We start from the raw sequence: 25153 nt of genomic DNA, 5'->3' as shown, positions 1-25153 counted from the left end.
ATGGTATAATTGGAAGGATACTTGAAAAATATCATCAAGACCTATCTTCAGATTGTCAAGATATTCACTATAATCGTGCGGCAATAAGGGAATTATTTTTTCTGCCGCATTGGTAATTTTGATTAAAAAATATGAGTTCATACCCATATCTCCTAGAAAGGAAATCACCAAATTGCATTACAAATACTTACTCTTTGACCTTGACCATACTCTCCTAGATTTTTCCCAAGGAGAAGAAGTAGCTCTTACACAATTACTGGAATCCATGAAAATAGAGGACAGCCAGGCATTTAAGAATTACTATCGCCCCATGAATCAGGCTATGTGGAAAGACCTAGAAAAAGGCCTTATCAAAAAGCAAGACCTCATTAACACTCGTTTTTCTCGTGCCTTTGCCCATTTTGGACACCAAGTAGATGGGAAAGAAATGGCAGAACGGTATCAAGAGTTTTTGGGGAAGCAAGGACAGATTTATGCTGGAGCTGACCAATTCTTACAAGAACTAACAGAGCGTGGCTATCAGATTTATGCTGCAACTAATGGTGTTACCTACATTCAGATTAACCGTCTACTAAACTCTCCTATTCAGACTTATTTCAAGGATGTCTTTATTTCCGAACAAATGGGAACCCAGAAGCCTTCGGCTGATTTCTTTGAAAAAATAGCAGAGCGAATTGGCTGTTCAGACAAGAGCAATTTTCTGATGATCGGCGACAGCTTAACCGCAGATATACAAGGAGCCAACAATGCTGGTATCGATTCGGTTTGGTACAATCCTAAGAATGTGGCTAACACAAGCACTGCTCAACCGACTTACACGGTAGCGACTTATCAGGAACTATTAGAACTATTGCTAAACTGAGAACGAATGCCTGATGTTCTAAGCAAAATTTAAGTTTTTTGCTTTATACTAACCTTCGAAACCTAAACAATTGGTTAAAAAATAAAAAATTAAGGAGGGTAAGGTGAAAAACTTACTACAGAAAATCCGTCCTGCTCATTCTTTAAAGGAATTGAAGTGGTTTGATGTCATTATTTTAACAGCGATTATTTGGGGTAACTCAATTATTACTTCGACACAAATGTGGATTGCCTCTTTTTCAGCAACAGAAGCAGTTGATGCAAGCGTTAGCTCCTTTAGTTCATCAGATGATTGGTGGGCTATTGGAAATGAAGTAAAACTTTTGGCTATTGCCTTGGTTTACCTTTTCATTCGTCGATTTGATTTCAAGCAATTAAAAGTGAAATTGCACTGGAATGTTCTTCTCTGGGCACCGGCAATTTTCATTGGTGCGGGGATATTATGTGATTTAGCGTTTGACTTTTATGATTTGTTTCCAAGTTTGACAGATGGTTTTTCCTATTTAGGCTATTTACCTTATTATGATTGGGGGATTGGAACGGTGATTGATAAGTTTGCCTCCCTGAGCCTCAGTCGTGTTCTTTTCTCACTAATGAATGGTTTCTACGAAGAATTTTTCTTCCTAGGTTTGTTGTTGAGTACTAATAAAAAACATCGGCCGTGGGTCTTACTGTTCTCTACAATTGTGAGAACTTCCTTCCATACCTACCAGGGGTTGCCATCAGCTCTTGTAATCGGCGTTGTATTGGGGCTGTTCTATTACTTCCTTTATACTCGTAAAAATGATAATCTCTTACCATTCTTCCTTGGTCATGCTTTAGCAGATATGGTCGGAACTAGTTTCTTCTACCTATTTGTAGCAGGATAATACTAAATAAATTATTCTGCGAATTGCTCGGTCTAGCTAAACGGATTAGCTTTATAAGAAGAATCTAAGAGAATTTGTACAAAATAAAGAAAAATGAGGGAAATCTCCCCCTCATTTTTCTTTTAATTTAAGTTGCTATATGCTATAATTATATGGTTAGATATATTTATAATAAAAGGAGAATATTGATGAAAAAGTCAGATTGGATTGATTATTTTGAGGCGGTAAATGGTCGCTCTCCAGAAGAACAAGAATTAGCTGCGGCGCTTGCAGCAGGTGAATTTGAGGACGAATCAACAGAAGAAGTTCCTGCAGTAGAGAGTGAATCAACAGAAACAGTGAGTAAAGTAGAGGAAAAAAGCCATCCAGTCGCTCCTCAAGAGAGCGAATTGTTGGAGTCTGAAACTGAAGATAAATTAGATTCTTCCATAGTCACTGCAGAATCTGAAACGGTATCTGATTCTACTACAGAGACTAATCTAGCTTCAGAATCTATTACTTCATCATCAGTGAGTGAGCCAAATCCAGTTACTATTCCCCAAGCTGTTCCTACTCAGCCTATGTTTGAAAACATAAAAACAAATCCACAAGTGCAAGAGTTGAAACAGAAAGGTCTAGATTATTTTAGCTGGGTATTGAAATCTCTAAAAGCGCCTACAGAAGATACGGAAAACGGAAATATTATTTATTCGGCATTGACACTAGCCTTTGCAGCTATCTTTATGGCGATGGCTATTGTATTCTTTTTCAGGAATATCCTCTTATCATTTGCGAACCTAACAATAGGTGGTGAGAGTATTGAATTTTCTCAACCTGAGCTTTATGATCACATGGTGGATTCTATTAACAGTGGACTTGGAGTGTTTGCTGTCATAAAAGTTGCTCTTATCTTGTTAGTCTTTTACATCATTTCACTCCTTATTCCAGCCTTGGTAAATGGTTTGGCACAAAATAAATTGAATGAAATAAAAGAGAAACTAGCTAGCTCAAGCCGATTTGCACCATTACTTCTTATCATTAACTTCTTAGCATTTTTGACTACCTTCTTGATGAAAACTTATTTGGTTATCTCTGAGGATACACCATACGAACTTGCAGGCATTTTATACAATGCAGGAGATAATTCTGCAGGTGCCGTAGCTCAATTTGCAGAATTGATGCAAGAAGTACCTGCCCTAGAGTCTATTATGCAAGTAGGGTCTTACATTACTTTCTTTGCTGTAGTTGGTTTTGTGATTTTACTTGTAGCCTTCATTAAAAATATTCGTGTGACGCATAAGAAACTGGATGCATTCTATATTTCAGTCGGTTTAGTTTGTATTTTACTTGTTATCACTATAGCTACAAATAGATTAATCTACGGAAGCATGATAAATGCATTTGAAGATATCTATTACGCATTCTCAATATAGGAGAAAATAATGGAAACAAAAGAAAAATGGGTAGCCTTATTTGAACAAGTTATCGGACGCAAACCTAGTCCTGCAGAATATATGCAAGGAAAGGAATGTGACTTCGATTTCAAGCAGATTAAACGAATTGCAGGCCTTAGCAGTGAAAGTAGTACAGCACCAATTACTGATAAAGAAGAGGTAGCAACTTCAGAAAGTATGCATTCTGAATCAGTAATTGGTTCGGAAGCAACAAACGTGACTGATAAAGTTGAAATGATGTCCAAGCCAATATCGGCTCCTGACAAAGAAAGTTCACCTGTCCCAACTCAAACTATTTCTGAACAGCAGCCACTTTCCCTACCTGTCAAAAAAGGTGGTTCCAAAAAGAAAAAGGCCCTAATTGCTGTTTTAATCGGATTGATATTAACAGTTGGTGCGGGTTTAGCCGCAGCTTATTATTACTTTGATTCTGTTACAGGAATGGATGTTGCTATTGAGCAATTTTCAACAGCAGTGGATAGTAATGATTATGATCAAGTTGCGAAATTGCTTTCAACAGATAAAGATAAATGGACTAAGTCTGAAGCTCGTGATTTTTTAAATTATCTCAAAGAATTAGATATCGATATTGAAGAAGAGTTAGAAAAAATCGAAGCATCAGGAGGGACAAATACGTACAATGATGAAAATGGAAATAAGTTGTTCGGTTTGAAAGAAACCTCACGACAATTCCTACTTTTCCCTAAGTATCAGGTTGTAAGTTACCCAGTTGAAATTTCTGTCATAAGCGATGTAACAGATTTAACTGTTGAAGGACAGAAAGTAGAGTCGGATGAAGAAGTAGTCATTGGTGAGTATCATTTTGCGAATCAATCACTGACTGCATCTGGAAGTACTAAATTGGGAGAATTTGAAACGACAGTCACACCTAATTTATTTACTGCATCAGACAATAAATTACTTCTTTCTTTGATGTTGGTTAAAAAGGATATAAAAGTGACTCTACCTGATGATGTCAAAGATATTAGCGATATTAAGGTTATGTCAAACGATAAACAGATTGCCAATAGTTTGAAAGCTACTGCGGAAGTTATTGAGAATCAGAGTTTAGAAATATACGTAAGTTTCACTTTTGAGGGAGTGACCTATAAGACAGAAACTTCAACTGTTGTAGTAGACCCATTGGATGACAGTTTAGCCGTAACTTTGGAATTATCTGATGAAGAAGCTGAAAAATTATCTGAAGCACAAAAAGCAAAAGCAGATAAGACAGCTGCAACAAAAGCTATTGAAGAACGTAAAACAAAAATTTATAACTTTATTTATGAATATCGTTCAGAAGTATTTTACTCTGTTGAATACAGAACGAATACCTATGCTAAATATTACGATACAGCGAGTGAAGCTTATAAAGCAATGGTTGAGTTTACAGAAGGTGGAGGTGCCGCTAAAGCCCAAATTGATGAATATACACCATTGGCACTAGAAATTAATAGCGTAAAAGAAGACGGTGACAATCTGATTGTTGAAACTTATGAAGAATTCAATTCGAGTTACCTTAACGGCAATCCGGATAAAGTCTTTAAACGAACTAAGCAGTATCATCTTCGTCCGACGAATGGTACCTACGTTATTTATGAATTACATCAGTTATCATCAAATTAAGGGGTTAAAATGAAAATACGATATTTACTTTTTCCCTCTGTGTTTTTTGTACTGGTTGCATGTGGTAAAACTGAGCAGGTGACACCATCAACTACAACATCTACAACTACCCAGCAAACCACTACTATCGTAGAGTCAAGTAGCAATGAACAGACTCAAGCATCAACGGATTCTAGTCAGACAGTGGCAAGTACAGAGGATAAAGCGACCTATAACGGTTCTTATTATTCTGTTCAAGGTAAGTATGGCGAAGTTATTATTGTGAATAAAAAGCATCCACTAGCAAGCGATTATGCTCCGGGAGAAAATGCAATTGCTCAAGCAGCTTTTCTAAAAATTATTGAAGATATGCAGGCTCAAGGATTTGCAATTTCTTATAATTATAGTGGATACAGGTCTTATGAAACTCAGAGTGATCTTTATCAGAGCTATGTTAATAGAGATGGGCAAGCTAATGCAGATCGTTATTCTGCTCGGCCTGGCTACAGCGAGCACCAGACAGGATTGGCTTTTGATTTGATGGATACCAATGGCTCTTTATTAACAGAGTCGTCGGCCTGCCAGTGGTTAGCACAAAATGCTCATCTCTACGGCTTCATTGTGCGTTATCTTCCTGAAAAAGAGTCGGTAACAGGCTATATGGCTGAGAGTTGGCATATACGCTACATTGGTCAGGAAGCAACAGATATTTACAATTCAGGTTTAACCCTCGAGGAATACTACGGTGTTTCGGGTGGTGACTATCAGTAAAGGAAATCAGGAAGTAGATGCTTCCTGATTTTTTCCGAAAAATTTTCCGTATCAAATATTTGTACGTACCAATCGACTATGATATAATGAGGAGCCTTAAAATGTGGCAGGAGGAATCATAATGCTAAAAGCAATGGAAATTTATTTGGTTACCAATGGTAACGGTCAAGAAGCGATTGAATTTTATAAACGTGCACTAGGGGCAGAGGTTGAACAAGTAAACCTGTATAAGGATTTTGTGCCAAACTGTCCACCAGAGTTGGAAAACTTTGTTATGAATGCACAATTCCGTTTGAACGGTCAACGCTTCATGTTGTCAGATAACAACCCAGAAATGCCTTACTCAGTAGGAAACAACATTACAGTTGCCTTGGTGACAGACGATGCCGAAACAGCACAAGACTTGTTTGTTAAATTATCTGAAGGGGCAATGAAAATCGAAATGGATTTACAAGCTGTGCCATGGTCACCTGCTTACGGATCATTGCAAGATAAATTCGGTATTCACTGGCAAGTTAATGCAGAAGTAGCTGGCTATGGTCAAGAATACTACGCAGAGCAAGACTAAGAGAAAGATAAGTTGGGATAAAACTCTCAGCTCTTTTTTTGTTATAATAGACCTATGAACGATTTAATCAAGCATAAGTTGGAGTTGCTGCCAGACAGTCCGGGTTGCTACCTCCATAAGAACAAGTACGGTAAGATTATCTATGTGGGCAAGGCCAAAAACCTGCGCAATCGGGTGCGGTCTTATTTTCGTGGTGCCCATGATACCAAGACCGAGGCTTTAGTATCGGAAATTGCGGATTTTGAATTTATTGTGACGGATTCCAACATAGAGGCACTCTTGCTAGAAATCAATCTGATTCAGGAGAACAAGCCACGCTATAACATCATGCTCAAGGATGACAAGTCCTATCCCTTCATCAAGATTACCAAGGAACGCCACCCAAGACTCATCATCACACGGCAGATTAAAAAGGACGGAGGGCAGTATTTTGGTCCCTATCCAGATGTGGGGGCCGCCAACCAAACGCTTAAACTGTTAGAGCGACTCTACCCTTTCCGTAAGTGTAAATTACCTGAGAACAAGTACTGTCTCTACTATCATTTAGGGCAATGTTTGGCTCATGGAGAAAACCTGCCTAGCCTGTCTGACTATGACAAGATGGCCAAAGAAGTAGCTCAGTTCTTGACAGGTCACGATGATAAAATTGTCAAGGAAGTGCAGGACAAGATGAAGGTGGCTGCAAGCAATCTGGAGTTTGAAAAGGCTGCGGAATACCGAGATGTTCTCCAGTCTATTTCAACCCTGCGGACCAAGCAGCGTGTCATGGCTCATGACTTGCAAAATCGAGATGTCTTTGGTTACTATGTCGATAAGGGCTGGATGTGTGTGCAGGTTTTCTTTGTTCGTCAGGGGAAACTGATTGAGCGGAATGTCAATCTTTTCCCATACTATAATGATGCGGACGAAGACTTTTTGACCTACATCGGTCAATTTTACAGGGACCAGCAACATTTGATTCCGTCGGAGGTCTTAATACCGCAGGATATTGACCAAGAAGCCGTTGAGGCTCTGGTGGATACTAAGGTGATTAAGCCCCAACGTGGTGAGAAGAAGCAACTTATCAATCTGGCGACTAAGAATGCGCGTGTTAGTTTAGAGCAGAAGTTCAATCTCTTGGAGAAAAATCTGGAGAAGACTTACGGTGCTGTGGAGAATATCGGTCAGCTTTTGGGCATTCCAACGCCTGTGCGGATTGAAGCTTTTGATAACTCCAATATCATGGGAACCAGTCCTGTATCTGCCATGGTGGTTTTTGAAAATGGGGTTCCCAACAAGAAAGAATACCGCAAGTACAAGATTAAGACGGTTGAGGGACCAGATGACTATGCATCCATGCGAGAAGTTTTGCAGCGGCGGTACAGTCGGGTGCTGCGGGACGGTTTGACACCGCCTGATTTGATTATCATTGATGGTGGTCAAGGACAAGTCAATGTTGCCAAGCAGGTGATTGAGCAGGAGCTGGGCATGTCTATTCCTATTGCAGGATTACAGAAAAATGACAAGCACCAGACCCACGAATTGCTCTTTGGCAATCCGCTGGAAGTGGTCGAGTTGCTACGAAATTCTCAGGAATTTTTCCTTCTACATCGGATTCAAGATGAAGTTCACCGTTTTGCCATTGAGTTTCATCGTCAAGTTCGTTCTAAAAATTCCTTCTCATCCAAATTGGACGGCATCGAAGGTTTGGGGCCAAAGCGCAAACAAGCTCTTATGAAGCATTTCAAGTCCATTAGCAATATCCAGTCAGCAAGCCTGCAAGAAATCGCTGAAGCAGGTGTACCTTATAAGGTGGCGGAGAAGGTGAAGGAAAAGTTAAACGATTAACTATTCAAGAAGCAAAAAAACTCATTGAAACACTTTCCAGCTATCATTATATATCCATTAGGAACTTGATGAATTCGTTCTATAATTACTATTGGGATATCCATTGACAGCTGGAATTGGGTTAAATTTGAGACGATTGCTATCTGTTTAGTTTCTAGATAACTAACATTTTTGAAATATTTGAGGACTGTCTTCTAGTCAAAAGCTGGAAGCAGTCCTTTTAAGGTAATTTTGGAAATCTTCTTTTATGTCAGATAGATATGAAATTTGAAAGCTTTACTAATTTATGGTAAAATTAGCTATCGATGACTGAATAAGGAGAAGAAGATGGCCTTTGGAGAAGTAAAACATAAGAAAACAACATTTGAAAAAATAACTTTAGTTATTGTTGTTATAATGGTATTAATAACATTAGCTGGTTTGATTTTGCCAGCAATTGATGTATTGATGAACTAAACGCTATTAAGCGTTTTTTTCTAGAAAAGAATAGGTAAGATATGAGTATGTTCTTAGATACTGCCAAGATTAAGGTCAAGGCAGGGAAAGGTGGCGATGGCATGGTAGCCTTTCGTCGTGAAAAATATGTTCCTAATGGCGGTCCTTGGGGCGGCGATGGCGGTCGTGGTGGAGATGTTGTCCTTGTCGTAGATGAAGGCTTGCGTACCCTCATGGATTTCCGTTACAATCGTCGTTTTAAGGCTGACGATGGTGAAAAAGGAATGACCAAAGGTATGCATGGTCGTGGAGCGGAAGATTTGATTGTTCGAGTACCACAGGGGACAACAGTTCGTGACTCTGATACTGGCAAGGTTATTACTGACTTGGTTGAAAATGGTCAAGAATTTGTCATTGCCCATGGTGGTCGCGGTGGTCGTGGAAATATTCGTTTTGCGACACCGAAAAATCCAGCACCAGAGATTTCTGAAAATGGTGAACCAGGTGAGGAACGGAATCTTGAATTAGAATTGAAAGTTCTTGCTGATGTGGGTCTTGTCGGATTTCCTTCGGTTGGAAAGTCAACACTTCTCAGCGTCATTACAGCCGCAAAACCAAAAATTGGTGCCTACCACTTTACAACCATTGTTCCAAACTTGGGAATGGTGCGTACCAAATCAGGTGAATCATTTGCAGTGGCAGATCTTCCAGGTTTGATTGAAGGTGCTAGTCAGGGTGTGGGACTTGGGACTCAGTTCCTCCGTCATATTGAGCGGACACGTGTTATTCTGCATGTTTTGGATATGTCTGCTAGTGAGGGACGTGATCCTTATGAGGATTACGTAGCTATCAACAATGAATTGGAAACATACAATCTTCGTTTGATGGAACGCCCACAGATTATCGTTGCCAATAAGATGGATATGCCAGAAGCAGAAGAAAATCTGAAAGAATTTAAGAAAAAATTGGCGGCCAACTACGATGAATTTGACGAACTGCCACAGATTTTCCCAATCTCAGGCATTGCCCACCAAGGTTTGGAAAATCTCTTGGAAGCGACAGCCGAGTTGCTTGAGAAAACTCCAGAATTCTTGCTCTATGACGAATCAGATTTCCAAGAGGAAGAAGCTTACTATGGATTTAACCCAGATGAGCCAGAATTTGATATCAGTCGTGCAGATGATGCTAGCTGGATTTTGTCAGGCGACAAGCTCGAAAAACTCTTCACTATGACCAACTTTGACCGTGACGAATCGGTCATGAAATTCGCCCGCCAGTTGCGTGGTATGGGTGTTGACGAAGCCCTTCGTGCTCGCGGAGCCAAAGACGGAGACACCGTCCGCATCGGCAAGTTCGAATTTGAGTTTGTTGATTAACGTTGGAACTACCTCTAAGCCCTAAAGGACTTGATGTAGTACGGTAGCCGCTATGGCGAACTACCTACCAACCTTACTAATTTCGTACAGGCAGTAGTATCGACTGCCTGTACTCCATGTCGTAACTTGTCCGTACGACAGTTTTAACCGGAGCCTGAAAATTCGAAAGCGAGGTAAGCAGTTTGACTAGCAAGTTAACTTGCAGTCAAACTACGCCAAGTCCTATGGGGCCTTGGCTAGCTACCTTACTAACTTCACCCAAATGGTAATATCGACCATTTGGGTGCCGTGTCGTGACGTTGGAATCACATCTAAGTCCTAAAGGACTCGATGTGATACGGTAGCCGCTATGGCAGTCTGCCTACCAAACTTACTAATTCCGTTCAGGCAGTAATATCGACAGCCTGCACTCCATGTCGTAACCTGTCTAGTAAATTAGTTTAGTATGAACACAGAAATTCGAGAGCGAGGTAGTTTAGGGGAACTGTTTCAGCTGGTCAACTAGAAAATAGTGCAACAAATAATAGTTGCATTAAATTAAGTTATTGTAGAAATTTAGAGGTCTATATGGGTGATAAACCAATATCCTTCAAGGATAAGGATGGCAATTTTGTTTCGGCAGCAGATGTTTGGAATGCTGAAAAATTAGAAGAATTGTTCAATAAACTCAATCCTAATCGAAAATTACGTTTGGAAAGAGAACGTTTAACTAAAGAAATGAAAGATTAGAATTTTTTTCCAATATCTAATAACGAAAATTGAAACATCTATGTTTTATGAAATAATCGATTTTACGATAATCGATGAGATAGAAGTTCTTTGAGCAGTGTATTTCACTATGACAAATAGCAGTAATGTTTAAATATTTGTAAAAATTACTAAGAGATTCAAAACTTGAGTCTCTTTCTTTATAGTTAGGAGCAACAATAAATGAATCAAGAAGTTGATTTAGAAAAATATCACCAACTTGCTCTCCAAAAGCAAGGAGAACATCGAAAATTTTTGACAGTTTTAAAGAAGAAACCACCAAAAAATTTGGATAAACTGGTAAAAGAAGTTCATACAGAAGTTTTTGAGGAAATTGATTGTACAGCTTGTGCTAACTGCTGTAAAACACTAGGTCCATTATTTACTGAGGCAGATATTACGCGAATTGCTAAGTATTTGAAAATGAGGTTACCTGTCTTTGAAGAGATGTATCTTCAGGTTGATGAAGATAAGGATAAGGTATTCAAATTCATGCCCTGTCCCTTTTTAGGTGGAGATAATCTTTGCTCTATCTACGATATTCGCCCCAAGGCTTGTCGAGAATTCCCCCACACAGACCGCAAGAAAATTTATCAGATTAACCACCTGACTATGAAAAATACACTAACATGTCCAGCAGCCTACCTTTTTGTAGAAAAATTAAAGAATCGACTATCTTAGACTTACGGAAACGGATTCTCACTTAATCGATTAAAATTATGGTATAATGTTCTCATGATTTCAGGAATTATCAATGTAAAAAAAGAGGCCGGCATGACTTCACATGATGTTGTGTTCAAACTTCGAAAGATATTGCAAGAAAAAAAGATTGGGCATGGGGGGACACTTGATCCAGAAGTAACAGGTGTATTGCCTATTGCAGTCGGTAAGGCTACTCGCATGATTGAATACATGCAAGACGCAGGAAAAATCTATGAAGGACAGATTACCCTTGGATATTCTACAACTACAGAGGATGCTTCAGGAGAAGTTTTAGAGATGACTCCTGTTTTGGCTATAACAGAGCAAGCAGTTGATGTTGCGATGTCTACCTTTGTTGGTACCATAAACCAGATTCCACCTATGTATTCTGCTGTCAAAGTGAATGGTCGTAAATTATATGAATATGCCCGTGCTGGAGAGACAGTTGAACGACCACAACGCCAGGTGACCATTTACAACTTTGAACGGACCAGTCCGATAGAGTTAATAGATGGATGCGCTCGATTTAACTTTCGTGTTCGTTGTAGCAAGGGGACCTATGTCCGCACCTTATCTGTTGACTTGGGAGCAAAACTAGGATATGCCAGTCACATGTCTCGTTTAGAACGAACAGCTGCTGCTGGTATGAAATTGGAAGATTCTCTGACAATAGAGCAAATAGCAGAGAAGGTTTCACAAAATGATTTTTCTTTTCTTCAGCCAATTGAGTGCGGGATTGGAGATATGCCTGTTATAGAATTAACTGAAGAACAAGTGAAAGAAGCAAGTTTCGGGCGCTTCTTTACATTAGATAGTCAGGCAGACTTAGTGGCAGGAGTTTCTCAAGGAAAATTAATTGCTATTCTTGAAAAACGTAACTTTGATTATAAGCCACGAAAAGTCTTTCTTTAAACAATTAAGATACGAGAGAAATATGGAAATTACCTATTTAGAAGATTACAAACAACTTATTCATCAACCTGCAACCGTGTTGGTTTTGGGGTATTTTGATGGTATACATATAGGGCATCAAGCCCTCTTGAGAAAAGCTAGACAGCTAGCTGATGAAAAAGGGCTGACAGTAACTGTCCTGACCTTCCCAGAGTCGCCACGTTTAGTTTTTACTCGTTTTACTCCTGATCTCTTACTACATTTAACAAGTCAGGGAAAACGATTGGAATTATTTGAATCTCATGGAGTAGACCGACTGATTTTGACCGATTTTACTAGCGAATTTGCACTTAATACTCCTCAGCAATTTTTAGAACGCTATGTCGATAAACTCAACGCACAAATATTAGTAGCAGGTTTTGATTATCATTTTGGAAATTGCAGAGCCGATGTCACAGAGCTAACCAGACTCTTTAATGGGCAAGTAGCCATTGTTGAAGAAGTGCAGATGGAAGGCAAAAAGATATCTTCGACACGCATTCGCCAAGCTATTCAAACAGGACAAATTAAGGAAGCTAATCAACTGTTGGGCTATACTTTTTCAACTGAGGGAATCGTGGTGCATGGCGATGCTAGAGGGCGTACAATTGGTTATCCAACGGCGAATCTGACCCCCTTCGATCGGGTCCATTTGCCCTCGGATGGTGTTTATATAGCTGATGTAGAAGTAGCTGGAAAAACCTATAGAGCCATGGCTAGCGTAGGAAAAAATGTGACATTTGATGGCACTGAGATGCGGATTGAGGCTCATATTTTCGATTTTAATCGCTTTATTTATGGTGAAAAAATAACAATTTACTGGCTTGACAAAATTCGTGATATGGTAAAATTTGATGGCATTGATTCATTGATGAATCAGATGAAATTAGACGAACAAATAGCACTAACCTGGGGGCATGATGATTAAGAAGATAATTGAACACCCTCGTTATGAGGCTTTGATGACTAGTTTTGCTATCTTTTATATCTTTCTGATTGTAAGCGAATTTTTATCGTTGGTATCTGCAACAACCTTCTTTTATAAAGGTTTAGACCTGATTTTTTGGTGCATCTTTGTTTTCGATTATGCAGCCAATCTTTTCTATGCTAAGAATAAGAGAGAATTTGCACAAAGTCATATTTTGGATTTAATTGCCATTATCCCATTTGATCAATTATTTGGACTATTTCGATTGGGAAGAATAGCACGTGTTTTCCGTTTGGTTAAGTTGACTCGTGTCATCGCTTTATCTAATCGCTTTTGGGATACAATCGTTCGTTTGTTAAAAACGAATGGTCTGTATAAAGTTCTATTGCTAAATATATCAGCAGTTCTGGTTTCCAGTCTTCTTTTGTCAATTTTAGAAAATAAGTCTATTTTTGATTCACTGTGGTGGTCCATTGTAACCATGACAACGGTTGGATACGGTGATATTGTTCCCCAAGATGCTGTTTCAAAAGCGATTGCTATTATCTTGATGCTAGTTGGTATCTGTACTTTCGGTATGATTACTTCCTCAATCACTCGCTTCTTTGTTGAAGGAGAAAAAGACGAGCGGATGAGGGAGCTTTCGAATCAATTAGAGCAACAGTATCAAATGTTAGAGCGCCTAGAAGCTAAGATTGATGCTTTATCAGAAGACAAGTAACTCTATATAGATAAAAAAACAAGGATTGTGTAATGTACTGATTTTCCGCAATTCATAAATTTGGGCTTTGTCTTCATAACTTAATTTCATAAAAGTAGCACCCTATTTCGTCTTTTTTATTTTGACATAATTCCCTTACTGACTTAATGGGAACTCCAGTTCAAAACTGGAGTTTTTGCTTAGAATTTGCTATACTAAAAACATGACAAAAGCAGATATTATTTTTAAAGAAAACATTCGTAAGATTATGGGAGAGGGCGTTTTTTCAGAAAATGCTCGTCCGCGCTACAAAGACGGTAATGTCGCCAATTCCAAGTACATTACCGGGGCTTTTGCGGAGTATGATTTGGCTAAAGGCGAGTTCCCAATTACAACGCTTAGACCGATTCCTATCAAATCAGCCATTAAAGAAATTCTCTGGATTTACCAAGACCAGACCAATGACTTGTCTGTCTTGCAGGAAAAATACGGTGTTCAATATTGGAATGACTGGGAAGTAGATGGAACAGGGACCATCGGTGAACGCTATGGTGCAATTGTTAAAAAGCATGACATCATCTCAAAAATCCTCAAACAGCTGGAGGAAAATCCATGGAATCGCCGCAATGTGATTTCTTTGTGGGATTATGAGGCTTTTGACCAATCGCCAGGCCTATTGCCTTGTGCCTTTCAGACCATGTTTGATGTTCGCCGAGTGGACGGAGAGATTTATCTTGATGCAACTCTAACTCAACGGTCAAATGATATGTTGGTAGCCCATCATATCAATGCTATGCAGTATGTTGCATTGCAAATGATGATTGCCAAGCATTTTGGTTGGAAGGTAGGGAAGTTTTTCTATTTCATCAACAATCTCCACATCTATGATAATCAGTTTGAACAGGCTGAGGAATTGCTCCGTCGAACGCCTTCAGAAATTGAGCCTCGTTTGGTCTTGAATGTCCCAGACGGAACCAATTTCTTTGATATTCGGGCAGAAGATTTTGAGTTGGTGGACTACAATCCAGTTAAACCGCAGTTAAAATTCGATTTAGCAATTTAACTGGATTAGCAGTGAAGAACTTCGTTCTTCTTATCTCCAACCTTCGAAGGTCTCCCAGACCTTCAAAGCCAGTTAGACCGCAGTTGAAGTTTGACTTGGCAATTTGATATGTGGACTGACTACCGTCAGTCCCTATTTCCAACCTTTCACAGTCTATTCCCAGACTGTGAAAGCAGTTAAAATTCGATTTGGATTTAAGTTGAAGGCTGTTTACCAACAGTCCCTATTTATAACCTGTAACATTCTCTCAGAATGTTACAGCAACTTAAGTTTGATTTAGCAATTTAAGAAGAGACTTGCTTGCTAACAGCTTTTATTTCCCAATTAACCAAGATGGCTGTTCTCATCAGGTATTTCAACATACGTAGCATCCTTTTCTAAAAAATGCACAGCCCCTACTTGGAAAGTGCATTTTTTTTTGAAATTTGATAAAATGATAGGACGGAAAGTGAGAGAAAATGACAAAGAAGATAGTTGCAATTTGGGCACAAGATGAAAATGGATTGATTGGAAAAGGGGATAGGCTTCCATGGGCTTTACCTGCTGACATGGCTCATTTTAAAGAAACGACCACTGGTCATACTATTGTAATGGGGCGTGTGACTTTTGATGGCATGGGTAAGCGTGCTCTTCCTAATCGTCATTCCTTAGTACTGACTAGTGATGAAACCTATCAAGTTGAGAATGACCGAGTCACGGTCTTACACAATGTAGAAGATGTTCTAGACTGGTACCATCAACAAGAAGGAACTCTATTTGTACTTGGTGGTGGTCAAATTTTCACTGCTTTTGCACCCTACATCGAAGAATTGATTGTAACACATATTCAGGGGCAATTTGACGGTGATATTTTCTTTCCAGAAGTTTTTCCAATGGAAGATTTCCAGTTACAAAGTGAACAATTTCGTCCAAAAGATGAAGCCAATCCAGTTGATTTCATCATTAAAAACTATAAAAGAAGAGAGAAATAGGCATGGAGAGAAGTTTATTCGGTTTGTTTACAGCATTTCTGTGTGGAATCTGTGTTCTTTGTGCAATTCAAGCCTTTAAAAAGAAAAGATTTGGTTTAGCGATTTTGTTTCTATTGAACGCTTTTACCAATTTAGTCAATAGCATCCATGCTGTATATGGATTTTTGTTTAGATAAGAGATATGAAAGAGGAGATAAATGGCTGTTAAGCATAACCATGAGTTAATTTATTGCTCATTTTGCGGGAAAAATCAAGAAGAAGTTAAAAAAATCATCGCAGGAAACAATGTCTTTATTTGTAATGAATGTGTGGAATTGGCCCAGGAAATTATCCGTGAGGAGTTGGCTGAGGAAGTATTGACAGACTTGACTGATACTCCAAAACCACAAGAATTGCTCAACATCTTAAATCATTATGTCATTGGACAGGACCGTGCCAAGCGTGCTTTAGCAGTAGCGGTTTATAATCATTACAAACGTATTAACTTTCAAGACAGTCGCGATGATAGCGATGTGGACTTACAAAAATCCAATATTCTGATGATTGGTCCGACTGGTTCTGGTAAGACTTTCTTGGCCCAAACCTTGGCTAAAAGTCTCAATGTACCATTTGCCATTGCGGATGCGACAGCTCTAACTGAGGCAGGTTATGTCGGTGAGGACGTGGAAAATATCCTCCTCAAACTCTTGCAGGCGGCGGATTTCAATATTGACCGTGCAGAAAGAGGGATTATCTATGTGGATGAAATTGATAAAATTGCCAAAAAAGGTGAAAATGTGTCCATCACCCGCGATGTATCCGGCGAAGGGGTCCAGCAAGCTCTCCTGAAAATTATCGAGGGAACGGTTGCCAGTGTACCACCTCAGGGCGGACGCAAACATCCAAACCAAGAGATGATTCACGTCGATACCAAGAACATTCTCTTTATCGTTGGCGGTGCCTTTGACGGCATTGAAGAAATTGTTAAACAGCGTCTGGGTGAGAAAATCATTGGTTTCGGTCAAAACAACCGTGCTATTGAAGAAAAAGATTCTTACATGCAGCACATTATCGCGGATGATATTCAGAAATTCGGTATCATTCCAGAATTGATTGGTCGCTTGCCTGTTTTTGCAGCTCTGGACCAATTGACTGAGGATGACCTGGTGCGTATCCTGACAGAGCCTCGAAATGCTCTTGTTAAGCAGTACCAGACCTTGCTTTCTTATGATGATGTCGAGTTGGAATTTGAAGAAGATGCTTTGCAGGAAATTGCCAAAAAAGCCATCGAGCGTAAAACTGGTGCACGTGGACTTCGTTCTATCATCGAAGAGACCATGTTGGATGTTATGTTTGAAGTTCCAAGTCAAGATGATGTCAAACGTGTTCGAGTGACAAAAGATGCAGTTGATGGTAAGGAAAAGCCTTTGCTTGAAACAGCTTAAAGAAGTACAAGGAGGGGTGTGAGCTATTAGCTTTCTCCCCTTATTTATGAAAGGTAAACAATGGAAATTAATACACATAATGCTGAAATTCTGCTAAGTGCAGTTTCAAAGGCACAATATCCAGAAGATGATATTCCTGAAATCGCCCTAGCTGGTCGGTCAAATGTTGGAAAATCTTCCTTTATCAATACCCTTTTGGGAAGAAAAAATCTAGCTCGTACTTCGGGAAAACCTGGAAAGACCCAGCAGTTAAACTTTTACAATATTGATGATAAGATTCGTTTTGTCGATGTGCCCGGTTATGGCTATGCCAAGGTTTCCAAGGCTGAGCGAGCTAAATGGGGCAAGATGATTGAGGAATATTTGACAAGTCGTGAAAATCTGCGCGTGGTCGTTAGCTTGGTTGATATGCGCCATGAGCCATCGGCTGACGATGTTCAGATGTATGAATTTCTCAAGTATTATGAAATCCCTGTGATTATCGTGGCGACAAAGGCAGACAAGATTCCGCGTGGTAAGTGGAACAAGCACGAAGCTGCGATTAAACGGAAATTAGACTTTGATCCGTCAGACAAGTTTGTCGTCTTTTCATCAGAAACGCGTCATGGATACGATGCGGCTTGGGATGCTATTTTGGGAGAGTTGTAAAAATGGGGATTGTTGTTATTGGAGCCTCAGTGATGATTTGTATCGGAATGATTAGTTTAGTTCTTCTTGTATACAATTTACATTTTCTGGTAACGCATAAGAAAGAGTTTAATAGGAAAATAATTTGGTATACTCTAGCGGTTGAATTTTTGATTTTACTTCCTTTCACATTGCTTTGTATTGTTTTGAAGTCTGCTCTAGTAAACTTTTTTCTCTTGCTTACAACCTTCTTGATGGGGATAGAACTAGTATTTGCTGTAAAACAAACCAGACTAAGCAATTCGACAATTTACAAGATACACCTTGCCATAGCAGTATACTTTTTGATAGTCTTGCTTATTTTAATAGGACTTCCTATACACCTGCTTTATGAAATCTTTAGTCATTGATACCATATCCGAAAAATTGATTTCGGATTTTTTCATTTTTTTGAATAAAATCCTTGCAATTTCTTTTGGGATATGGTATGATAGCTAAGGTTTGAAAAAACTGACCTAAGACAGTAGGGGAGCTGGACTCATAAACATCCTACCGAGGCACAAAACGATTATGGATTATAAACAGTTTTGTACTTTCGTGTCTAGGTTTAGGTGCGATTTTTTTGTACCTAGCCCAAAATAAAAACGGAGGTAAACTAAATGAGTGAAGCTATTATTGCTAAGAAAGCGGAATTAGTAGACGCTGTTGCTGAGCAAATGAAAGCAGCTACATCTATCGTCGTAGTTGACGCACGTGGTTTGACTGTTGAACAAGATACTGTTCTTCGTCGTAACTTGCGTGGCGAAAACATTGAGTACAAAGTTATCAAGAACTCAATCTTGCGTCGTGCTGCTGAAAAAGCTGGTCTTGAAGGACTTGTTGAATTGTTCGTAGGACCATCAGCTGTTGCATTCTCAAACGAAGATGCAGTAGCACCAGCAAAAGTTATCTACGATTTTGCGAAAACTGCAGAAGCTCTTGAAATCAAAGGTGGTGCGGTAGAAGGTAAAGTTTCTACAAAAGAAGAAATCGAAGCCCTTGCTACATTGCCAAACCGCGAAGGAATGCTTTCTATGCTCCTTTCTGTACTTCAAGCGCCTGTACGCAACGTTGCATACGCTGTCAAAGCTGTTGCAGAAAAAGAAGACGCAGCTTAATGCGTCAATTGGTAGCCTGAGGCTACAACCACATCACATTATTTATTAAAATTTGGAGGAAATAACAATGGCATTGAACATTGAAAACATTATTGCTGAAATTAAAGAAGCTACTATCCTTGAGCTTAACGATCTTGTAAAAGCTATCGAAGAAGAATTTGGTGTAACTGCAGCTGCTCCTGTAGCTGTAGCTGCTGCTGGTGCTGGCGATGCTGGTGCTGCTAAAGATTCATTCGACGTTGAATTGACATCTGCTGGTGACAAAAAAGTTGGCGTTATCAAAGTTGTACGTGAAATCACTGGTCTTGGTCTTAAAGAAGCTAAAGAACTTGTTGATGGTGCACCTGCTGTCGTTAAAGAAGGCGTTGCAACTGCAGAAGCTGAAGAAATCAAAGCTAAATTGGAAGAAGCTGGTGCTTCAGTTACTCTTAAATAAGAGTCACATCATAATTAGATTGCGGAATCCCTATTTACCAGTCTTTGAGAGCGATAAGCGATTGATAGAAACTGATAAATCGATTTGGTTTCCTGCCAAAAATCCTGCCAACAAAAATTTTTGGCAGGATTTTTGTTTTTATTTTAGGTCACGATTTCCTAGAAGTTTTAATCAGAATTTGTAGAAATGAGAATTGTTATGAGACGAATTATCTCATTAAGCACATCTGCAAATAGAATCCCCTTTGTATAGCTATATTTTTTTGAATAATTTTGCCATTGTTTATTCTGAATAGAGTCAGATTTGAACCTCTCGAGTAGTTCAATCATTTTATCAAAATCGAGTTCTGTTTCGCGATATGAAAATGTTCTCTGACAAGCATTTTTCAACTGAATGAAATTAATATCTTCTTTCTTCAGTTTTGAAAGAATATAAACATCGTAAAAATCTTTGCTTCGGCTATTCAAAAAGTTTCGTGAATAGATGGTTTGAAGTTTCTCAGCTAGGATTGTTTCAATTGTATAAGCAATGATTGGAAAATTATCTTCATCAAAAATAGCTTTATAATCGTATGTAATCGGCTGAGGAGTTGCAACATCACCTGTCGCAATATCCAAATGGATAACTTGTTTAATATTCTCAAGTTGGCACAAAATTGTTGCTCGATAGCGCCACCATAGTCATCACTTTCTTTAATAGCTGTGATGGATTGAATCACAAAAGATATACCTTCTTCTGAATCTGCTAAAATTTCTTTAAGTTGCTGCTTCACAGTATCTTCTGAGAGTGTTATTTGATGGAACAAAAAATCAATATCAACTGTGCTACGAGATTCAACTCCAAAAACATTTGACAGTAGGAATCCTCCTTTGAAGATATAGTGATTTGAATAGGTACTCTGACTTAATTTTACAAATTGGGTTAAAAAAAAAAATAGAATATACAAAAAGAATTAGCTAGAAAATTTTTCTGGCTAATTCTTTTTTTCGGGAAGATTTAGGGGGAATCAAACGAAGATTCACTCTTTATAGACTAGTTTGTTCCTGCTAAACTGCTGTAGAATCGCTATTTTGAAGGTAAATCAAGCCTCTCCATTATTCCCACTCAACTGTTGCAGGTGGTTTGCTGGTGATGTCATAGACGATGCGGTTGACATGATCTACTTCGTTTACGATGCGAACTGAGATTTTTTGAAGAACTTCCCATGGAAGTTTGGCAAAGTCAGCTGTCATTCCGTCAACAGAAGTGATAGCACGAATAGCAATCGTATAGTCGTAGGTACGACCATCTCCCATAACACCTACAGAGCGCACACCGGTATTGACCGTAAAGTATTGCCATACATCTCGATCAAGTCCAGCTTTGGCGATTTCCTCACGCAAAATTGCATCTGATTCACGCACAGTTTGGAGTTTTTCTTCGGTGATTTCACCCATGACACGAATGGCAAGGCCTGGACCTGGGAACGGTTGACGCCACACGACTTCATCCGGCATTCCAAGAGCAGTACCAAGAGCGCGTACCTCATCTTTGAAGAGGGTATTAAGTGGCTCGATTAACTTGAATTGCATATCTTCAGGAAGACCACCAACGTTGTGGTGAGATTTAATGGTTTCAGCAGTATCAGTACCAGATTCGATAATGTCGGTGTAAAGTGTTCCTTGCGCTAGGAATTCAACATCAGTCAACTTGCTCGCCTCATCATCGAAGACGTAAACAAATTCATTACCGATGATTTTACGTTTTTTCTCAGGATCAGATACGCCAGCGAGAAGGTCTAAGAAACGCTTAGAAGCATCTACACGAATAATATTGAGGCCAAATTTACCACCTAGCATTTCCATAACCTGATCGCCTTCATTTTTACGAAGAAGACCATGATCAACGAAGATACAAGTCAACTGATCACCAATAGCACGTTGGAGCAAAACACCAACGACAGAAGAATCAACACCACCTGAGAGACCAAGTAAGACTTTTTTATCACCTACAGTTTGGCGAATTTTTTCGATTTCTGTTTCAATGAAGTTTTCCATTGTCCAGTCGCCTTTGGCACCACAGATAGAGAGAGCAAAGTTTTTCAAAATATCATTTCCATAGACAGAATGGCGGACTTCTGGGTGGAACTGAATACCGAAAATTTGACGGTCAGTATTTTCAATCGCAGCATATGGACAATCTGCTGAAAGACCCACCAAATGGAAATCTGCAGGTATTTCTGTCACAGCATCCCCGTGGCTCATAAGTACCAGTTGCTCTTCAGGCGTACCAGCAAACAAGGCTGACTCAGCTTTCAATTGCAGATTTGATTGACCATATTCACGGTTTCCAGCCTCGCCAGCAGGTACAACTTTACCACCTAATTTATGAGTAATTAACTGCATACCGTAACAAATACCTAAGATAGGAATTCCTAACTCAAAAATTTCTGAATCAATATCAAAGGCATTTTCTGCGTAAACAGAGTTTGGACCACCAGATAATACGATACCGATTGGAGCAAGTTCACGGATTTCTGCAGCAGTAATCTTATGGCTTTTTAATTCTGAAAAGACACCAAATTCACGAATGCGACGTGAAATAAGTTGGTTGTACTGGCTACCGTAATCCAGCACAATAATTTTTTGGACATCTTGTTTTGTCATGTTTTTCCCTTTCGTTTTTGAAATATATCAGACACTAATGCTAATTTTACCATAAAACCGAACATTTTCCAAGCAATATTTGCGAAACATTAGCGATACAAACTAAGGGGCTTTTTTGATATTAAAGTGTTCGTTTTTATCTAATTTTACCTACGTTATTAAAGGTGAACTATATAGAATGTTTGCATGAATTGATGCTTACACCAAAAAACTGGTCTAGATTAGTCAAAAAGAATAAATTTTGGTAAACTAATAATCAGAGAGGTTCAATTGAATGACAGCAGCATATATTACCATTCACGATCGAATAAAAGACGAAATTGACAAGGGAATTTGGAAGATTGGTCAACGGCTACCTAGCGAACGTGATTTAGCAGACCAATTTGGTGTATCTAGAATGACCCTGCGCCAAGGAATCACACTCTTAGTTGAAGAAGGAGTGCTACAACGTAAGGTCGGGTCAGGTACCTATGTAGCTAGCACGCGAGTACAAGAAAAAATGCGTGGAACAACTTCCTTTACAGAACTTATGCTATTACAAGGAAAAGTACCCACTAGTAAACTTTTGTCTTACACTCGGACCAAGCCAAATGAGAAAGAAATGGAACAGCTAGGGCTAGCAAAGGGCGAGCACATCATTAGGATGGAACGCGTTCGCTACGCTGATGATATTCCTGTTGTTTATGAAGTTGCAAGCATTCCAGAACATCTGATTGAGGATGTTCCGAAAGAGGATGTGACAAATCATTTTTTTAAAACAATGGTAGAAAATGGGTATCGGATTGGAACCAGCAAACAGACGATTTTTGCACGATTAGCCAATGAAAAGGTTGCACAATATTTACAAATTACAAAAAATCAAGCTATTCTCGCTTTGAAACAAGTATCTTATCTTGAAGATGGACGCGCCTTTGAATTTGTAAATAGTCAGTACGTTGGGGAGCGTTTTGAATTTTATCTGGAAAATAATTAATTTACATAACATTTATTATGTAACAATTGATAAAAAGCTATACCTACTAGTTCCTCTATAACAGAGATTTTGGTATAATAAACCTTATGGAAATTGAAAAAACCAATCGCATGAATGCCTTGTTTGAATTTTATGCTGCTCTGTTAACTGACAAGCAGATGAACTATATCGAATTGTACTATGCTGATGATTACAGCTTAGCAGAGATTGCAGAAGAATTTCAAGTTAGCCGTCAGGCTGTTTATGACAATATTAAGCGAACAGAAAAATTATTAGAAGACTATGAAATGAAGCTCCATATGTATTCTGACTACGTTGTCCGTAGCCAGATTTTAGATGAGCTCTTGGAACAATACCCAGAGGATGACTATCTCAAGGAGAAGATTTCCATTCTTTCTAGCATTGATAACCGAGATTAAAGGAGAAGAAAATGGCATTTGAAAACTTGACGGAACGCTTACAATCCGTCTTTAAAAACCTACGCCGTAAGGGCAAAATCACTGAAAGCGACATTCAAGAAGCAACCAAGGAGATTCGTCTGGCTCTCTTAGAAGCCGACGTTGCACTACCAGTTGTCAAAGACTTTATTAAGAAAATCCGCGAGCGTGCAATTGGACACGAGGTCATCGATACGCTCAATCCAGCTCAACAAATCATTAAAATTGTCAATGAAGAACTGACTGCAGTTTTAGGAGCAGATACCGCTGAAATTATCAAGTCACCAAAAATTCCAACCATTATCATGATGGTCGGCTTGCAGGGTGCTGGTAAAACAACTTTTACAGGTAAATTAGCTAATAAACTGAAGCAGGAAGAAAACGCTCGTCCGCTTTTGATTGCTGCGGATATTTACCGCCCAGCTGCCATTGACCAATTAAAAACACTTGGTCAGCAAATTGATGTACCCGTCTTTGAATTAGGCAACCAAGTTCCAGCTCTTGAGATTGTTCGTCAAGGTTTGGAGCAAGCCAAGGCTAATCACAATGACTATGTCTTGATCGATACGGCAGGTCGTCTGCAAATTGACCAAGAGCTTATGGCTGAATTACGTGATATTAAGGCTTTTGCTCAACCAAACGAAATTCTCTTGGTGATTGATGCTATGATTGGTCAAGAAGCTGCCAACGTAGCAAAAGAATTTAACGATCAGCTAGCTATCACAGGGGTTATCCTAACTAAAATCGACGGGGATACTCGTGGCGGTGCTGCATTATCTGTCCGTCATATCACTGGCCAACCGATTAAATTTACCGGTACTGGTGAAAAAATCACAGATATTGAAACCTTCCACCCAGACCGTATGGCGTCTCGTATATTGGGCATGGGGGATATGCTGACTCTGATTGAGAAGGCCAGCAAAGATTATGATGAGAAAAAATCACTGGAACTTGCTGAAAAGATGCGAGAAAATACCTTTGATTTTAATGATTTCATCGATCAATTAGATCAAGTACAAAACATGGGACCAATGGAAGACTTGCTCAAGATGCTTCCTGGCATGGCTGGTAATCCTGCCCTGGCTAACATTAAGGTTGATGAAAAAGAAATCGCCCGTAAACGTGCCATTGTATCCTCTATGACACCAGCAGAACGTGAAAATCCAGACTTGCTAACCCCAAGTCGCCGTCGCCGTATCGCGGCTGGCTCAGGAAATAGCTTTGTTGATGTCAATAAGTTTATTAAAGATTTCAACCAAGCCAAAACCATGATGCAAGGTGTTATGTCAGGCGATATGAACAAAATGATGAAACAAATGGGAATTAACCCTGCTAAGCTTCCAAAGAACATGCCAAATATGAATGGCATGGATATGTCTGCCTTAGAAGGCATGATGGGAGGCGGAGCAATGCCTGATATGAGCCAAATGTTCGGTGGCGGTATTGGTGGTAAAATTGGTGAGTTTGCAATGAAACAAGCCATGAAACGCCAAGCTAATAAGATTAAAAAAGCTAAGAAGAAGAGGAAATAACTCTTCTTTCTTTTTATTTTTAGAAAGAGAAGCAGTCGCAAATCTAAAAAATGTCCATTATATAGGAAATAACAAAAAATGTCCTTTTTTACAGACATTTTAAAAAATGTCCGTTATAATAGACATATACAGAAAA

The 25153-nt window shown here is 39.1% G+C and carries 24 protein-coding genes, 1 pseudogene and 1 other annotated feature; of the genes and pseudogenes, 23 read left to right on the top strand and 2 right to left on the bottom strand.

Annotated elements, in window-relative coordinates:
* Nucleotides 1-172: 172 nt before the first annotated feature.
* The 20 genes from pynA to rplL all read left to right on the top strand — a co-directional run bounded on the left by pynA (nt 173) and on the right by rplL (nt 19430).
* Nucleotides 173-862 (top strand): pyrimidine 5'-nucleotidase PynA, encoded by a 690-nt coding sequence (pynA, locus tag AC4CS8_RS04915; RefSeq protein ID WP_493893817.1) that lies wholly within the window; start codon nt 173-175, stop codon nt 860-862.
* A gap of 103 nt (nt 863-965) precedes the next feature.
* A complete protein-coding gene (locus AC4CS8_RS04910; protein ID WP_493893816.1) occupies nt 966-1730 on the top strand; it encodes a CPBP family intramembrane glutamic endopeptidase in 765 nt (254 codons plus the stop codon).
* 188 nt (nt 1731-1918) lie between these two features.
* Nucleotides 1919-3142 (top strand): hypothetical protein, encoded by a 1224-nt coding sequence (locus tag AC4CS8_RS04905; protein WP_493893815.1) that lies wholly within the window; start codon nt 1919-1921, stop codon nt 3140-3142.
* A gap of 9 nt (nt 3143-3151) precedes the next feature.
* On the top strand, nt 3152-4789 hold the full coding sequence (locus AC4CS8_RS04900; protein ID WP_493893814.1) for a TcaA second domain-containing protein: 1638 nt from the start codon (nt 3152-3154) through the stop codon (nt 4787-4789).
* Between the two features lie 9 nt (nt 4790-4798).
* On the top strand, nt 4799-5539 hold the full coding sequence (ldcB, locus tag AC4CS8_RS04895; protein WP_493893813.1) for an LD-carboxypeptidase LdcB/DacB: 741 nt from the start codon (nt 4799-4801) through the stop codon (nt 5537-5539).
* 121 nt (nt 5540-5660) lie between these two features.
* Nucleotides 5661-6107, top strand: a complete 447-nt coding sequence (locus AC4CS8_RS04890) for a VOC family protein (RefSeq protein ID WP_493893812.1) — start codon at nt 5661-5663, stop codon at nt 6105-6107.
* 54 nt (nt 6108-6161) lie between these two features.
* Nucleotides 6162-7934 carry an excinuclease ABC subunit UvrC gene (gene uvrC, locus AC4CS8_RS04885; protein ID WP_493893811.1) on the top strand — a complete coding sequence of 591 codons (1773 nt, stop codon included), beginning with the start codon at nt 6162-6164 and terminating at the stop codon, nt 7932-7934.
* Nucleotides 7935-8261: 327 nt separating this feature from the next.
* Nucleotides 8262-8390: a DUF4044 domain-containing protein gene (locus AC4CS8_RS04880; RefSeq protein ID WP_493893810.1), complete on the top strand. Its 129-nt coding sequence runs from the start codon at nt 8262-8264 to the stop codon at nt 8388-8390.
* Nucleotides 8391-8431: 41 nt separating this feature from the next.
* Entirely contained in the window at nt 8432-9745 is a 1314-nt protein-coding gene (gene obgE, locus AC4CS8_RS04875; protein WP_493893809.1) for a GTPase ObgE, read from the top strand.
* Between the two features lie 567 nt (nt 9746-10312).
* Nucleotides 10313-10474, top strand: coding sequence for a hypothetical protein (locus AC4CS8_RS04870; protein WP_493893808.1), 162 nt, complete (start codon nt 10313-10315; stop codon nt 10472-10474).
* A 201-nt stretch (nt 10475-10675) separates the two neighbouring features.
* Complete coding sequence (locus tag AC4CS8_RS04865; RefSeq protein WP_493893807.1) at nt 10676-11173, top strand: YkgJ family cysteine cluster protein; 498 nt, start codon at nt 10676-10678, stop codon at nt 11171-11173.
* A 54-nt stretch (nt 11174-11227) separates the two neighbouring features.
* Complete coding sequence (gene truB / locus AC4CS8_RS04860) at nt 11228-12106, top strand: tRNA pseudouridine(55) synthase TruB (protein ID WP_493893806.1); 879 nt, start codon at nt 11228-11230, stop codon at nt 12104-12106.
* 22 nt (nt 12107-12128) lie between these two features.
* A complete protein-coding gene (locus tag AC4CS8_RS04855; RefSeq protein WP_493893805.1) occupies nt 12129-13052 on the top strand; it encodes a bifunctional riboflavin kinase/FAD synthetase in 924 nt (307 codons plus the stop codon).
* Nucleotides 13045-13773, top strand: a complete 729-nt coding sequence (locus AC4CS8_RS04850; RefSeq protein ID WP_493893804.1) for an ion channel — start codon at nt 13045-13047, stop codon at nt 13771-13773. The genes AC4CS8_RS04855 and AC4CS8_RS04850 overlap by 8 nt, the downstream gene beginning before the upstream one ends.
* A gap of 202 nt (nt 13774-13975) precedes the next feature.
* Entirely contained in the window at nt 13976-14815 is an 840-nt protein-coding gene (locus AC4CS8_RS04845; protein ID WP_493893803.1) for a thymidylate synthase, read from the top strand.
* 458 nt (nt 14816-15273) lie between these two features.
* Nucleotides 15274-15786, top strand: coding sequence for a dihydrofolate reductase (locus AC4CS8_RS04840; RefSeq protein WP_493893802.1), 513 nt, complete (start codon nt 15274-15276; stop codon nt 15784-15786).
* 197 nt (nt 15787-15983) lie between these two features.
* Nucleotides 15984-17210: an ATP-dependent Clp protease ATP-binding subunit ClpX gene (gene clpX / locus AC4CS8_RS04835; RefSeq protein ID WP_493893801.1), complete on the top strand. Its 1227-nt coding sequence runs from the start codon at nt 15984-15986 to the stop codon at nt 17208-17210.
* A 60-nt stretch (nt 17211-17270) separates the two neighbouring features.
* Nucleotides 17271-17858, top strand: coding sequence for a ribosome biogenesis GTP-binding protein YihA/YsxC (gene yihA, locus AC4CS8_RS04830; protein ID WP_493893800.1), 588 nt, complete (start codon nt 17271-17273; stop codon nt 17856-17858).
* A gap of 475 nt (nt 17859-18333) precedes the next feature.
* Nucleotides 18334-18469: a sequence feature (ribosomal protein L10 leader region), on the top strand.
* Nucleotides 18470-18496: 27 nt separating this feature from the next.
* Nucleotides 18497-18994 (top strand): 50S ribosomal protein L10, encoded by a 498-nt coding sequence (gene rplJ, locus AC4CS8_RS04825; RefSeq protein ID WP_493893799.1) that lies wholly within the window; start codon nt 18497-18499, stop codon nt 18992-18994.
* A gap of 67 nt (nt 18995-19061) precedes the next feature.
* Nucleotides 19062-19430, top strand: coding sequence for a 50S ribosomal protein L7/L12 (rplL, locus tag AC4CS8_RS04820; protein WP_222289773.1), 369 nt, complete (start codon nt 19062-19064; stop codon nt 19428-19430).
* A 167-nt stretch (nt 19431-19597) separates the two neighbouring features.
* Here the strand turns inward: rplL and AC4CS8_RS04815 are convergent.
* Together AC4CS8_RS04815 and guaA are read right to left on the bottom strand one after the other, a co-directional pair.
* A pseudogene (locus tag AC4CS8_RS04815) lies at nt 19598-20340 on the bottom strand (nucleotidyl transferase AbiEii/AbiGii toxin family protein); the annotation flags it as partial.
* Between the two features lie 184 nt (nt 20341-20524).
* On the bottom strand, nt 20525-22075 hold the full coding sequence (guaA, locus tag AC4CS8_RS04810) for a glutamine-hydrolyzing GMP synthase (protein WP_493893798.1): 1551 nt from the start codon (nt 22073-22075) through the stop codon (nt 20525-20527).
* A 274-nt stretch (nt 22076-22349) separates the two neighbouring features.
* Here guaA and AC4CS8_RS04805 point away from each other — a divergent pair, with 274 nt between their 5' ends.
* The 3 genes from AC4CS8_RS04805 to ffh all read left to right on the top strand — a co-directional run bounded on the left by AC4CS8_RS04805 (nt 22350) and on the right by ffh (nt 25017).
* Nucleotides 22350-23048 carry a GntR family transcriptional regulator gene (locus tag AC4CS8_RS04805; RefSeq protein WP_493893797.1) on the top strand — a complete coding sequence of 233 codons (699 nt, stop codon included), beginning with the start codon at nt 22350-22352 and terminating at the stop codon, nt 23046-23048.
* Nucleotides 23049-23134: 86 nt separating this feature from the next.
* Nucleotides 23135-23467: a putative DNA-binding protein gene (locus tag AC4CS8_RS04800; protein WP_493893796.1), complete on the top strand. Its 333-nt coding sequence runs from the start codon at nt 23135-23137 to the stop codon at nt 23465-23467.
* 11 nt (nt 23468-23478) lie between these two features.
* A complete protein-coding gene (gene ffh / locus AC4CS8_RS04795) occupies nt 23479-25017 on the top strand; it encodes a signal recognition particle protein (RefSeq protein ID WP_493893795.1) in 1539 nt (512 codons plus the stop codon).
* Nucleotides 25018-25153 lie beyond the last annotated feature (136 nt).

This window comes from Streptococcus sp. NSSLK0004, assembly GCF_059039125.1.
Note: the sequence above shows the minus strand (reverse complement) of the source record. Positions and strands in the feature narration are given on the sequence as shown.